We start from the raw sequence: 12679 nt of genomic DNA, 5'->3' as shown, positions 1-12679 counted from the left end.
GCTCAGCTCACTTCCGGTGCTCTATGAACTCCTTCAGCACGACCGCCTGATTATGTGTCTCGTCCTTGGCCGCAAAGAGAAGCGTGACCCGGTTCTTGGCCGCCTGCTGGAGCAGTGTCTCGACCTCATCCTTTCGGTTGCCGAGTTCGGCGACATAGCGGCGGCGAAACTCGGGCCACTTTTCCGGATCGTGCTTGAACCATTGACGCAATTCGGCGCTCGGAGCGATCTCCTTCAGCCATAGATCGATGGCCGCGTCCTCCTTCTTGAGGCCGCGAGGCCAAAGGCGGTCGACGAGAATGCGTATGCCGTCATCCTGCGCCGGCGGCTCATAGACACGCTTAAGGCGAAGCTTCATGGCACCTTCCCTTTCGCGCCCCGGATGGTCCGGATTGGATCGGCCCTGGACGCAAGCCGTCTATCCGTAGCATGACAACGCCTCGCCATGAAATCCAATCCAGCCCGGGTGCGAAGCAGGAAATCCGTGGCCATTGTCCTATATGCAAGCGCGGCAAGCTGCCCCTGGGCAGCATTCGCGGAAAATTGACGCGCCATAAGCAAAAGCTTGACGGGTCCTGCCAGTCAAATGCATTACATGGCCGCAATTTTGAAGGGGGGCGTGACCAGATAACCTACCGTCCTTCGCGCCCGGCACACCATCCTATCGATGGAACAATCTGAAGGAGACATGATGGCAGAAGACAGTTTGCTCGATCACGCGCTCGTCCGGTTGGACGAAGCGACCGCCCACCTGAACATCGACCCGGATGTCATCGAGAAACTGAAATTCCCGCGTGAAACCACCAAAGTGCGTCTGATGATCCGCATGGATGATGGGTCGCGGAAGTCCTTCCTCGCATGGCGCTGCCGGTACGATGACACCCGGGGTCCGACCAAGGGCGGTATCCGCTTTCATCCCGATTCCACGGATGACGAGGTCGAGACGCTGGCCTTCTGGATGACGTTCAAATGCGCCGTCATGAACCTGCCCTATGGCGGTGGCAAAGGTGCCGTGCAGGTCGACCCCCGAAAGCTCTCGAAGGCGGAGCTTGAGCGCCTTTCCAGGGCCTATATCCAGGCCTTTGCCCGCATCATCGGGCCCGACCGCGACATCCCCGCACCGGATGTCTACACCAATTCCATGATCATGGGCTGGATGGCTGACGAATACGCTCAGATCGTCGGCCACGCGGAGCCGGCCGTGATCACCGGCAAGCCGATTGCGCTCGGCGGATCGCTGGGACGGGGTGATGCAACGGCGCGTGGCGGCTACTACCTGGTCCGTCATCTGGCGGAAGACCTTGGCCTCGGAAACCCCATGCGCGTTGCGGTCCAGGGCTTCGGGAACGCCGGTCAGCACATTGCCCAGCTTCTGGCGGCAGACGGCCACAAGATCGTGGCGGTGTCGGATTCCGAAGGCGCGGTCAGAGCCGATGCGGGCCTGCGCGTGGACTTGCTGATGGAAGCCAAGGCCAATGGCCGGTCGGTGATAAGCACGGCAGGGCAAGCCGGGCATGAAATCCTGCCTGCAAGCGAGCTCGTAGGCGTTGACTGCGACCTCTTGGTGCCGGCCGCCCTGGAGAACATGATCCACGAGCGGAACGCCCATTCGGTCAAGGCCAAACTGGTGCTCGAACTCGCGAACGGCCCCGTGACGCCGGAGGCGGACAAGATCCTGGCGGCAAACGACGTGGTGATCCTTCCCGACATCCTGGCAAATGCCGGCGGCGTGACCGTGTCCTATTTCGAGTGGGTTCAGAACCGGCAGGGCTTTTACTGGACCGTGCGGGAAATACACGAGCGCCTGCAGGCCATCATGGAGGCCGAGGGACGCGCCATCTGGAACATCTCCAAGGAGAAGGGCATCACGATGCGTACGGCGGCCTATGTGCACGCGCTCGGTCGTCTTGCCGATGCCATCGAGGCCCACGGCACCCAGAGCTTCTTTACGAGCTGATTGAGGTCCCGCGCTGCTTCTGCACCCGCCCCGTCAGGCGGCGCCGTGACAGGCGCGTGCAGAGGCAGTCGCGGGCCGCTCAAGGTCCGTGTTGCCAGGGTCCGTTTCGCACGGCAGAGCGCTTCACCCGGGCGCCAGAATGCGCTCGAGGTTTTCATCCGTTGCCTGACGATATGCGCGTCGTGACCGGACGAACTCTCTCCAGAACCGCTCCCTCGCCTCCGTGTCGAAGAGACCGGACGTCCGGAAATGAGCCATACAGGCGTCACGGAGCGGCTCGGTGCAGATTCCCTGCGTTCTCAGAGCAAGAAATGTCGATGAAAGCACCGTCGACTCCTTCACCTCAAGCCTGACATATCCTCCGGGCTCTGCACAGACGGCGCCGCCTCGTCGAGCTTGGTCAAAACCCGAAGATTAGACCCGACGCTTCTCACCAGACGGGCGAGTTCGGGATCGGCTATCAACTCGGCGGCTTCCTTCAGCGAGACCCAGCGGCGTTTCCGCTGGCCGATCTCCGGCCAATTCAGCAGCGTCCCGCGAACATGGAGACTGAACAGCGTGACACGGCAGCGTTGAGACAAGCCCTCTCTGCCGTTTTTCAGGTAATGATAGTCGCCGATGGGGTGGGGATAGACTTCCCCGATCACGCCAGCCTCTTCGAAAGCCTCTAATGCCGCTGAAAGATAGTCCGGCCGGCCTTTCACCGGCCAACCCTTAGGGATGATCCAGCGCATCCGGCGGCGTGACGTGATCAAAAGGATTTCGATCTCGCCGCGACGATTTCTCCGCCAGGGCAATGCACCATATTGCTGCAATACGTCAGGCGACAGATGATCCGCTACGATATCCATGCTCTCGATGCTGTTCACGGCCGCCCCCCTTCCGTACTGGCCCAGGCAGGATGTAGCCTGCCAGCGCCCAGTCGCTTGCGGCCGGTCATCGGGCTTTCAATGCCGGGAACGATCGGGGCCTTGCACCACGGACAGCGTCTCGCCGCGCGCGGCAAATGACGGCTGCACAAAATACAGATATTCGCAGGATGGGGATGTCTCATTGGATACGCTCCATTGACGCGACGACATCGGCGCCGCGGAAAATGAACCGCATTTCGTAGAAGAGACCCGGAGCGCGGAATTATGAGCGGTGTTCAGGGTTTGACGGACCGCCGCTCCGGGCGGAGCAGCGGCCGTTTCCGGCGAGCCTCGACATCCTGATGAAGGTTTCCATGCACATGACTCTCAATATAGTGAAGAATTGGGACTAAACAATGTCTGCGGTTCTTCGCTCTCTCTATATTTTAGCGCGATCTGCACTGACTTGCGCAGAAAGAAAAAGACAGTAAAATTCTTCCCTGGCTCTGCGGCAGGCTCGCCCAATACGCAGTCGAGCCAGCATGTCGAGCTTGCGGCTGCAATCACGCGAGGCCCAGGCAGCAATGGGGCGGAGTGAGTTTCAGGACGCCATGTAACTCACCCGGCGAGAGGAATGCTCACGCCTCCTCCGGCTCCCGCCCCTCTTCAAAGGACTTCCAGGGTACGAGAGGCGCCGGCACATCCGTCGTCTTTTCCGGGGCCTTGCAGAGATCGGCGATCACACAGGCCGGGCAATCGGGCTTCCTTGCCTTGCACACATAGCGGCCATGCAGGATCAGCCAGTGGTGGGCATGCAGGAGATATTGTTCGGGGACGACCTGGAGCAGAGCACGCTCGACTTCCTCCGGCGTCTTTCCCGGTGCGAGCAGGATCCGGTTCGAGATCCGGAAGATATGCGTGTCCACCGCCATGGTTGGATGGCCGAAGGCGACATTCAGCACGACATTGGCCGTCTTCCGGCCTACGCCCGGCAGCTTGGTCAGGGCGTCCCGGTCTTCCGGCACCTCGCCGCCATGGTCGCGGATGAGCGCCTCACTCAGAGCGATCACGTTCTTGGCCTTGTTCCGCCACAACCCGATCGTGCGGATATATTGGCCGACCTTCTCCTCTCCCAATGCCAGCATTTTCTCCGGCGTGTCGGCGATCTTGAAGAGCGGTCGCGTCGCCTTGTTCACGCCGGCATCGGTCGCCTGCGCGGAAAGTACAACCGCCACCAGCAGGGTGAACGCGTTCACCGATGCCAGTTCGCCCTTTGGCTCGGGCCGCTGCACGCTGAACCGGCGGAAGATTTCTTCCACCTGCTCCGGGCTATAGGCGGTCAGCACCTTCCTGGATGCCTTTTTGCCGGGTGAACGGGTGGCCGCCCCCATTGCGGCACTTTGGGACTTGGGCTTTTGCATTCAGCCTCTATAATCTGTCTCATGGATGAAAAGAATGCCATCGACGCGCCTTTCTTCAAGGCGCTTCTGGTACCCCATCGATCGCTGGGCCCAACGGGGTTCTACGTGCTGATGGGCGGAATGGTTTTCATCTGGCTCACCATTGCCGCGATCTTCTGGAGCATGGGCGCATGGCCGATCATCGGCTTCTTCGGGCTGGACGTGCTTGCGCTCTATATCGCCTTCCGCGTGAACTATCGTGCAGCCCGCGTCCGCGAGGAGGTCTCGCTTTCGCGAACGAACCTCCACATCCGCAAGGTGCCGCCCTCGGGCCGGATCGAGGAGCATAGTTTCAACCCCTTCTGGACGCGTTTCCGTGTCCACCGCCATGCCGAAATCGGAATCACCGACATGGCCGTGGAGATGCGTGAGAAAAGAGTGCTGATCGGCAGCTTCCTTAATCCGGACGATCGCGAAAGTTTCGCAAAGGCATTTGGCCAGGCGCTGGCTACGGTGAAGGCGCGCTAAGCATCGTCTCACCGGACAATCGGGACCGATTTTTCAAGCCGCTACCATAAGAGCAAGAATCGGGTGGAGAGGCGCTGCTTTCATGCGCATATTGGCACGCAAGGAGACAGTGTCATGAATGCAGAACTAGCCGTTCTCGAACGCGAGATCACCCCTGTCGGCAGCGATTATGAGATTATTCGCCGTGTGATCGAGAAGATCAGCCTCGACTATCGGAGCCAGCCTTCACTCGACGATCTTGCCGCGGAACTCGGCGAAACGCCGACCGGCCTGCAGAAGCTCTTCACCCGCTGGGCGGGGCTGTCGCCAAAGGCCTTCCTGCAGGCGGTCACCCTCGACCATGCGCGGAGGTTGCTCGACAGCGGTATGCCGCTTCTCGAAACCGCTCTTGAACTGGGCATGTCGGGCCCCGGTAGACTGCACGACCTGTTCGTCACCCACGAGGCGATTTCGCCCGGTGAGTACAAGTTGCGCGGCAAGGGTCTTACCATTCGTTACGGTTACCATCTGTCGCCCTTCGGGATAGCGCTGGTGATGGTGACCGACCGCGGGCTGGCGGGCCTTGCTTTCGCAGACCACGGGGAAGAGCAGGCGGCCTTCACCGATATGAGTTCGCGCTGGCCCAACGCCAAATATGTCGAGGACGTTTCAGCCACCGCTCCTTTTGCGGGCCGCATCTTTGATCCGGCGCGCTGGCGGTCGGAAGAGCCGCTGCGCGTGGTCCTCATCGGCACGGATTTTCAGGTGCGCGTATGGGAGGCGCTTTTGAAGATCCCCATGGGGCGCGCACGCGCCTATTCCGATATCGCCACCGAAATCGGCTGCCCGACCGCTTCGCGGGCCGTTGGTGCCGCTGTCGGCGCCAACCCTCTATCCTTCGTGGTGCCCTGCCACCGCGCGCTCGGCAAGTCGGGTGCGCTTACGGGCTATCATTGGGGACTGACACGCAAGCGCGCGATTCTCGGCTGGGAGGCAGCGCAGCTTCAGCACCAGGCCTGACGCTGCGCTCCCGGAAATCAATTCCGAACTTCGAGCCGATGCGCTAGCTTCCGACGAGATTCGCCGGAGGCTCCCCTAGTGATCACGATTATCGGCTCGATCAATCTCGATCTCATAGCACGCGTCGAAAGGCTGCCCGCACCGGGCGAAACGGTACCGGGGTCGGCTTTTTCAACGGCGCCGGGCGGCAAAGGGGCAAACCAGGCTCTCGCTGCCAGACGCGCCGGTGCCTCCGTACGCATGATCGGCGCGGTGGGAAGCGACGCTTTTGCGGCCCAGGCATTGGCGCTACTGGAAGAAGCCGGCGTGGAGCTTTCCCGTGTCGGAAAGGCTTCCTCCCCGACAGGAATAGCCATGATCCTGGTGGGAGGCGACGGTGAGAACGTCATTGCCGTCATTCCCGGCGCGAATGCGCAAGTCTCGCCCGCCAATGTCGAAGCGGCCGGGTTCGATCAAGGCGAATTCTTGCTGCTGCAGCAGGAAATCCCGTTAGCGACGATCGACGCTGCCCTTCGAAGAGCGCGCGCCTCCGGCGTCATCTCGCTTCTCAACACCGCGCCCTTTCACAAGGAGACGGCGGATTTCCTTCACCTGGCGGATTATGTGATCGCCAACGAGAGCGAGTTCGATCTCTATAGCGGCGTGCTGGCCCTGGTGGGAGACAGCCGTGAGGAGAAAATGCGTGCCTTCGCCGCGGCCACAGGCCGCGTCATCGTGGTCACGCTCGGATCTGACGGGGTGCTGGCGGCAGCACCGGAGCAGTTCCTGAAAGTGCCGACGCTTCCGATAGCTCCGGTCGACACGGTCGGCGCGGGCGACACTTTTTGCGGTTATCTAGCGGCTGGACTATCCGAAGGCCTCTCACTGGAGGTCGCGCTCCGACGTGCGGCGGCAGCCGGCGCGCTGGCTTGCCTCAAGCCGGGCGCGCAGCCATCGATTCCGTTTCGGACCGAGATCGACTGTAAGTTGTAAATTCACCTAAGCCACCCTTGTTGTTTGACAGTGGAGCTCCATCAGCGCATAAGGCTCGAAATGAATGCCCGGAGGCCCTTTGATGAAGGCCGAGGCAGATCGAGAAAGACGTTCAGGAGGGCAGAAACGCGTGTCTGACACGTCGCGGCCCGGTATCTTTCTTGCGTGAAACCGTCGCACTGGACAGACCGAAGTGACTCCACGTGGAGAATGTGCCACATTTTGTACCCAATTTGTCCTGCATCTGCGGCCCATTAGCTGCAGAAGGGACGCCAGCCTATGACGAGGGAGCCACTAGACATGGCAACAATCGCGCTCGTTGACGACGACCGGAATATCCTCACGTCCGTCTCAATCGCGCTGGAATCGGAAGGCTATCGCGTCGAAACCTATACGGACGGCGCGTCGGCACTGGAGGGACTGAGCTCCCGGCCGCCGTCGCTTGCCATCCTCGACATCAAGATGCCGCGCATGGACGGCATGGAACTGCTGCGCCGTCTGCGTCAGAAGACCGACCTTCCCGTTATCTTCCTCACCTCCAAGGATGACGAGATCGATGAGCTTTTCGGCCTGAAGATGGGCGCGGACGACTTCGTCCGGAAACCGTTTTCCCAAAGGCTGCTGGTGGAACGCGTGCGTGCCGTCCTTCGCCGCGCCAGCGCGCGGGAGAACGGCGCCAAAGCCCCCGACAAGCAGTCACGCTCACTGGAACGTGGGCATCTGGTCATGGATCAGGAGCGCCATACCTGCACCTGGAAGGGCGAGCCGGTCACACTTACGGTCACCGAGTTCCTGATCCTGCATGCGCTGGCGCAACGCCCCGGTGTGGTGAAGAGCCGCGACGCGCTCATGGATGCGGCCTATGACGAGCAGGTCTATGTGGACGACCGCACGATCGACAGCCACATCAAGCGCCTGCGCAAGAAGTTCAAGGCTGTTGACGGCGAATTCGATATGATCGAGACGCTTTACGGGGTCGGGTACAGGTTCCGCGAGGTATAGCAGCGTCCCTGAATGGCCATAGAGGCACAGGATAAAAGAGCATTGATGGGGCAGGCGAGGCAGGGGCGCTCCGGTTCCTGGTCGCCAGGGCGTTTTGCCGTGCCTATCCGCCGGCTGCTGGGGCACTATATGTTCTCCAGCCTGACCCGGCGCATTCTGATCCTCAATCTCACCGCCATCGGCGTTCTGGTGATCGGGGTTCTCTATATCAACCAGTTCCGGGACGCTTTGGAGGATGCCCAGATCCAAAGTCTCAGAACGCAGGGCCGCATCATCGCCGGTGCGATCGCCGCCTCGGCCACTGTCGAGACCGATGCGATCCTGATCGACCCCGAGAAGCTCCTCGAAATGCAGGCCGGCGAAGAATTGCCGCCCGGCTCCGACCAGCTCGAAAGCCTAGAGTTCCCTATAAACCCGGAAAAAGTCGCTCATCTCCTGCGGCGCTTGATCAATCCGGACAAGACGCGGGCGCGCATCTACGACAGGGATGCCATGCTGGTTCTCGATTCCCGCCAGCTCTATTCGATCCTTCGCTATCGGCTACCGGCAGTGGATGGCGATGAACGGAGCTTTCTGGAGAAGATCGAGGACTGGATCGGATCGATGTTCCAGGCGAACGACCTGCCCATCGACCGGGAGCAGCCCGGTGGAAGCGGCGTGGCCTATGAGGAGGTGACGGCAGCGCTGAAGGGCAGCGAGCCCGAGGCGGTGCGGCGCAGAAGCCCCGAGGGAGAATACATCATCTCGGTGGCTGTCCCTATCCAGCGCTACCGGGCCGTCGTGGGCGTTCTGCAGCTTTCCACTCAGGGCGATATCGACCGCATCATCGCCGCCGAGCGCCGGGCCGTCTTGCGCGTCTTCGCCGTCGCTGCCCTTGTGACGGCCATCCTCTCATTGCTGCTCGCCTCCACCATCGCCAACCCGCTACGCCGGCTCGCGGCTGCCGCGATTCGGGTCCGCCGGGGGACCAATACGCGCGAGGAGATCCCCGATTTCTCGCACAGGCAGGATGAGATCGGTAATCTTTCGATCGCCCTGCGTGACATGACGAAGGCCCTCTACGCGCGCATCGAGGCCATCGAGAGTTTTGCCGCAGACGTGGCTCATGAGTTGAAGAACCCGCTCACCTCCCTTGGAAGCGCCGTCGAAACCCTGCCGCTTGCAAAGGATGAACGCTCGCGCGAGCGGTTGATGGAAATCATCCAGCATGACGTTCGTCGTCTGGACCGGCTGATCACCGATATCTCCGACGCTTCTCGTCTCGATGCGGAATTCGCGCGCGAGGATTCGGAGCCGATCGATCTGCAGAAATTCCTGAGGGATCTGGTCTCCGGCGTGCGCGATGTCGGCAGCAAGAAGAAGAAGGTCGACATCGAATTCAACATCGAAGGAAAGCCGGGCCAACACTACATCGCCCAGGGGCACGACCTCAGGCTTGGGCAGGTGGTCACCAATCTCATCGAGAATGCGCGCTCCTTCGTACCGGAAAAGGGCGGCCGCATCACCATCACGCTTTCGCGCAGCCAGCGGCGCATCATCATCACGGTGGACGACAACGGGCCCGGCATCCGCGCCGACAATATCGAGCGCATCTTCGAGCGCTTCTACACGGATCGCCCCGCAGGGGAGGCCTTCGGCCAGAATTCGGGCCTTGGCCTTTCGATCAGCCGCCAGATCGTCGAGGCTCATGGAGGCACCCTGACCGCCGAGAACATCCCCGGCACCAAGCCCGGCGAGGTGCAGGGTGCACGATTCGTGATCTCCCTGCCGGCAGAAGGCTAGCTTTCTTGTCCGTGAATCACCACGGGTCCCTCATTCTAACCGGCGATCGCGGCATCTTCATCACGGGACGCTCAGGCTCCGGCAAAACAGGTCTGGCGCTGGCCCTTCTGCGACATTGCGTCGCCCATGGCCATTTCGGAAGGCTGGTCGCGGATGATCAGGTCTTCCTTTTTGCCCGGAACGGAAGACTGATCGGCCGCGCGCCTGCGGCGATCAGCGGGCTCGTGGAGGCGCGCGGATTCGGTCCGGCTTTACTGGACTATGAGCCGACTGCGGTCATCGATCTGCTCGTGGAACTGGTGCCGGCGCAGGCAGCACCGCGATATCAGGAGATCGCGACCACACTGCTCGAGAATGTGGAAGTGCCAACTGTTCGGCTTGCCGAGCACAATACGGACGGAGCCATTTGGGCGATCGCGGCTCATCTTTCGCTACCACCGTTCGGCCCCGGTGTCATCAAACCGTCAAAATCGGTTTGATCGTGGCAGTTTTGGGCTTGTCAACGTCTTCGGCGTTGACAACATAGTGTTCTTGTCGTGTGTGAGGCAGCCGTCGTGACCGGCGAAGAAATGGCAGGGCATTCGCGTTTGAACTGCGTGGGCCATCGAAACGGAGTAGCGGTGTGAAAGCCTCGGGGCAGGATGAAGGGGCACAGCCGGACCCTTATAAAACGGCAATCATGGCGCAGGGTCGCCGAGAGGCGATCGCTCTATGATCGGTATCGTGCTTGTTACCCACGGCCGGCTGGCCGAGGAGTTCCGGTATGCGCTTGAACATGTGGTGGGGGCTCAGAGCAATCTTGAGACCGTCTCCATCGGCGCCGACGACAATATGGAACAGCGACGGAACGACATCATCGAGGCGGTGGCCCGGGCGGACACAGGAGCGGGCGTCATCATCCTGACGGACATGTTCGGAGGAACGCCTTCCAATCTCGCTATCTCCGTCATGGAGGCGGGCCGCGTGGAGGTGATTGCCGGCATGAACCTCCCGATGCTCATCAAGCTCTCCAGCGTGCGCACCGATGGTGACATGAAAAAAGCGCTGGAAGAGGCCCAGGCCGCAGGCCGCAAATACATCAACGTCGCTAGCCAGGTGCTCAACGGCAAATGAGCAGTTCGCATACAAATCCGCCGGCGGAAGAGGTGATCACACGCGATTTTCCAATCGTGAACCAGCGCGGGCTGCATGCGCGCGCCTCGGCGAAGTTCGTTCAGCTGGTCTGCAGCTACAATGCCACGGTGTCGGTGGAAAAGGACGGGATCTCCGTCGGAGGCACGTCCATTATGGGTCTGATGATGCTCGCGGCCAGCCCGGGCTGCAGCATCCGGGTGAGTGCGAGCGGGCCGGAGGCGGTGGAGCTTCTTGATGCGCTGGGTGAGCTGATCAGCGAGCGCTTCGGCGAGGAAGCTTAGAAGTAAGTGCGATAAGGCGGTAGGGGAGCAGCAAAGCCGTCCTCCTTCCCACCGAACAAAGGGATGTCCCAGCGGATCCCCCGCTACGTCTTACTGCCCGCTTCCATATGCACGGATAAAGATTTCTTTATATCGTTGTCGCCGGCTGGATGATCTGGTAGGCAGGCAGACAGTCGTTTTCGCCTTTACGGCGCCATATTGTACACAAGCTGGAGCTCAAGCCATGGCTGCCAATGACTATGTCGTTGCCGATATGTCCCTTGCCTCGTGGGGGCGGAAAGAAATCGAGATCGCCGAAACCGAGATGCCGGGCCTCATGGCCTGCCGTGAAGAATTCGGCGCCGCGCAGCCGCTGAAGGGCGCACGCATCTCAGGCTCTCTCCACATGACGATCCAGACGGCCGTTCTGATCGAGACCTTGAAGGTGCTCGGTGCCGAAGTCCGTTGGGCTTCCTGCAATATCTTCTCCACGCAGGATCATGCGGCCGCGGCCATTGCCGAGACCGGCACGCCGGTCTTCGCCGTCAAGGGCGAGACGTTGGAAGAATACTGGACGTATACAGACGCCATCTTCCAGTGGCCCGACGGTCAGCCCACCAACATGATCCTCGATGATGGTGGCGACGCGACCATGTATATCCTGATCGGCGCGCGTGCCGAAGCAGGTGAGGATGTTCTGTCCAACCCGGGCAGCGAAGAGGAGGAAATCCTCTTCAAGCAGATCAAGAAGCGCATGGCGGAGACGCCGGGCTTCTTCACCCGCCAGCGCGAGGCCATTCGTGGCGTGACGGAAGAGACGACGACTGGCGTCAATCGTCTTTATCAGCTCCAGAAGAAGGGGCTTCTGCCCTTCCCCGCCATCAATGTGAACGACTCGGTAACCAAGTCGAAGTTCGACAACAAATATGGCTGCAAGGAATCGCTGGTCGACGGCATCCGCCGCGCCACGGATGTGATGATGGCCGGCAAGGTCGCGATCGTCTGCGGCTATGGCGATGTGGGCAAGGGCTCGGCTCAGTCCCTCGCCGGCGCCGGCGCGCGCGTGAAGGTGACGGAGGCTGACCCGATCTGTGCGCTCCAGGCGGCAATGGACGGATTCGAGGTCGTTACGCTCGAAGAGGCAGCCCCCACGGCCGACATCATCATCACGGCGACCGGCAACAAGGATGTCGTGAGCCTCGACGACATGCGCAAGATGAAGGACATGGCGATTCTGGGGAACATCGGCCATTTCGACAATGAAATTCAGGTGGCCTCCCTGCGCAACTTCAAATGGGTGAACATCAAGCCCCAGGTGGACATGATCGAGTTCCCCGACGGCAAGCGCATCATCCTCCTTTCCGAAGGGCGGCTGCTCAATCTCGGCAATGCCACCGGGCATCCGAGCTTCGTGATGTCTGCTTCCTTCACCAACCAGGTGCTGGCGCAGATCGAGCTTTGGACCCGCGGCAGCCAGTACGAGAACAAGGTCTATGTGCTGCCCAAGCATCTGGATGAGAAGGTGGCGCGGCTCCATCTCGACAAGCTGGGCGCGAAGCTGACCAAGCTTTCCGCGGAGCAGGCCTCCTATATCGGGGTTACGCCCGAGGGACCGTTCAAGCCCGATCACTACAGATACTGATACGCGTTGATCAAACCACAATATGTTGATGCCGGGCCTTGACATTTGGCCCGGCATTATTTTTGTCGCGCGATCTTCTTCACGCAGATTCGGCGAACGAGTACAGTGCACTGATTCGAGAGCGCCGACCGTACCGTACGGCGTGCGTCGGG

13 protein-coding genes are annotated in these 12679 nt (G+C 60.9%); 10 read left to right on the top strand and 3 right to left on the bottom strand.

The window, feature by feature from the left end:
• Positions 1 to 7: 7 nt before the first annotated feature.
• Positions 8 to 358, bottom strand: coding sequence for a DUF488 domain-containing protein (locus CHEJ32_RS0100245; protein ID WP_028032039.1), 351 nt, complete (start codon positions 356 to 358; stop codon positions 8 to 10).
• A 333-nt stretch (positions 359 to 691) separates the two neighbouring features.
• On the opposite strand from CHEJ32_RS0100245, the gene CHEJ32_RS0100240 reads away from it, so the two are divergent.
• Positions 692 to 1957 (top strand): Glu/Leu/Phe/Val dehydrogenase, encoded by a 1266-nt coding sequence (locus CHEJ32_RS0100240; RefSeq protein ID WP_028032038.1) that lies wholly within the window; start codon positions 692 to 694, stop codon positions 1955 to 1957.
• A gap of 338 nt (positions 1958 to 2295) precedes the next feature.
• On the opposite strand, the gene CHEJ32_RS23520 is transcribed toward CHEJ32_RS0100240, so the two are convergent.
• Together CHEJ32_RS23520 and nth are read right to left on the bottom strand one after the other, a co-directional pair.
• Positions 2296 to 2826 carry an NUDIX hydrolase gene (locus CHEJ32_RS23520; RefSeq protein ID WP_245260907.1) on the bottom strand — a complete coding sequence of 177 codons (531 nt, stop codon included), beginning with the start codon at positions 2824 to 2826 and terminating at the stop codon, positions 2296 to 2298.
• 620 nt (positions 2827 to 3446) lie between these two features.
• Positions 3447 to 4229, bottom strand: coding sequence for an endonuclease III (gene nth / locus CHEJ32_RS0100225; RefSeq protein ID WP_028032036.1), 783 nt, complete (start codon positions 4227 to 4229; stop codon positions 3447 to 3449).
• 21 nt (positions 4230 to 4250) lie between these two features.
• On the opposite strand from nth, the gene CHEJ32_RS0100220 reads away from it, so the two are divergent.
• The 9 genes from CHEJ32_RS0100220 to ahcY all read left to right on the top strand — a co-directional run bounded on the left by CHEJ32_RS0100220 (position 4251) and on the right by ahcY (position 12527).
• Positions 4251 to 4736, top strand: a complete 486-nt coding sequence (locus CHEJ32_RS0100220) for a DUF2244 domain-containing protein (RefSeq protein ID WP_028032035.1) — start codon at positions 4251 to 4253, stop codon at positions 4734 to 4736.
• A gap of 114 nt (positions 4737 to 4850) precedes the next feature.
• Positions 4851 to 5735 (top strand): bifunctional helix-turn-helix domain-containing protein/methylated-DNA--[protein]-cysteine S-methyltransferase, encoded by an 885-nt coding sequence (locus tag CHEJ32_RS0100215; RefSeq protein WP_028032034.1) that lies wholly within the window; start codon positions 4851 to 4853, stop codon positions 5733 to 5735.
• Between the two features lie 78 nt (positions 5736 to 5813).
• On the top strand, positions 5814 to 6707 hold the full coding sequence (locus CHEJ32_RS0100210; protein WP_028032033.1) for a ribokinase: 894 nt from the start codon (positions 5814 to 5816) through the stop codon (positions 6705 to 6707).
• Positions 6708 to 7007: 300 nt separating this feature from the next.
• Positions 7008 to 7709: a response regulator transcription factor gene (locus CHEJ32_RS0100205; RefSeq protein WP_028032032.1), complete on the top strand. Its 702-nt coding sequence runs from the start codon at positions 7008 to 7010 to the stop codon at positions 7707 to 7709.
• 12 nt (positions 7710 to 7721) lie between these two features.
• Positions 7722 to 9491 (top strand): sensor histidine kinase, encoded by a 1770-nt coding sequence (locus CHEJ32_RS0100200; RefSeq protein WP_028032031.1) that lies wholly within the window; start codon positions 7722 to 7724, stop codon positions 9489 to 9491.
• A gap of 11 nt (positions 9492 to 9502) precedes the next feature.
• Complete coding sequence (locus tag CHEJ32_RS0100195) at positions 9503 to 9970, top strand: HPr kinase/phosphatase C-terminal domain-containing protein (protein WP_198023805.1); 468 nt, start codon at positions 9503 to 9505, stop codon at positions 9968 to 9970.
• A 232-nt stretch (positions 9971 to 10202) separates the two neighbouring features.
• Positions 10203 to 10604, top strand: coding sequence for a PTS sugar transporter subunit IIA (locus tag CHEJ32_RS0100190; protein WP_028032029.1), 402 nt, complete (start codon positions 10203 to 10205; stop codon positions 10602 to 10604).
• On the top strand, positions 10601 to 10906 hold the full coding sequence (locus CHEJ32_RS0100185) for an HPr family phosphocarrier protein (RefSeq protein WP_028032028.1): 306 nt from the start codon (positions 10601 to 10603) through the stop codon (positions 10904 to 10906). Before CHEJ32_RS0100190 ends, CHEJ32_RS0100185 begins: the two co-directional genes overlap by 4 nt.
• A gap of 223 nt (positions 10907 to 11129) precedes the next feature.
• Positions 11130 to 12527 (top strand): adenosylhomocysteinase, encoded by a 1398-nt coding sequence (gene ahcY / locus CHEJ32_RS0100180; RefSeq protein ID WP_028032027.1) that lies wholly within the window; start codon positions 11130 to 11132, stop codon positions 12525 to 12527.
• The last annotated feature ends 152 nt before the right edge of the window (positions 12528 to 12679 follow it).

Source organism: Chelativorans sp. J32, assembly GCF_000518985.1.
Lineage (GTDB): Bacteria > Pseudomonadota > Alphaproteobacteria > Rhizobiales > Rhizobiaceae > Chelativorans.
This window is presented reverse-complemented; position numbering and strand designations above follow the sequence as displayed.

Excerpts from the sequence above, each read along its gene's own strand:
- CHEJ32_RS0100245 (WP_028032039.1), bottom strand. The coding sequence starts at position 358 with ATGAAGCTTCGCCTTAAGCGTGTCTATGAGCCGCCGGCGCAGGATGAC.
- CHEJ32_RS0100240 (WP_028032038.1), top strand. The coding sequence starts at position 692 with ATGGCAGAAGACAGTTTGCTCGATCACGCGCTCGTCCGGTTGGACGAA.
- nth (WP_028032036.1), bottom strand. The coding sequence starts at position 4,229 with ATGCAAAAGCCCAAGTCCCAAAGTGCCGCAATGGGGGCGGCCACCCGT.
- CHEJ32_RS0100220 (WP_028032035.1), top strand. The coding sequence starts at position 4,251 with ATGGATGAAAAGAATGCCATCGACGCGCCTTTCTTCAAGGCGCTTCTG.
- CHEJ32_RS0100215 (WP_028032034.1), top strand. The coding sequence starts at position 4,851 with ATGAATGCAGAACTAGCCGTTCTCGAACGCGAGATCACCCCTGTCGGC.
- CHEJ32_RS0100205 (WP_028032032.1), top strand. The coding sequence starts at position 7,008 with ATGGCAACAATCGCGCTCGTTGACGACGACCGGAATATCCTCACGTCC.
- CHEJ32_RS0100200 (WP_028032031.1), top strand. The coding sequence starts at position 7,722 with ATGGCCATAGAGGCACAGGATAAAAGAGCATTGATGGGGCAGGCGAGG.
- CHEJ32_RS0100190 (WP_028032029.1), top strand. The coding sequence starts at position 10,203 with ATGATCGGTATCGTGCTTGTTACCCACGGCCGGCTGGCCGAGGAGTTC.
- CHEJ32_RS0100185 (WP_028032028.1), top strand. The coding sequence starts at position 10,601 with ATGAGCAGTTCGCATACAAATCCGCCGGCGGAAGAGGTGATCACACGC.
- ahcY (WP_028032027.1), top strand. The coding sequence starts at position 11,130 with ATGGCTGCCAATGACTATGTCGTTGCCGATATGTCCCTTGCCTCGTGG.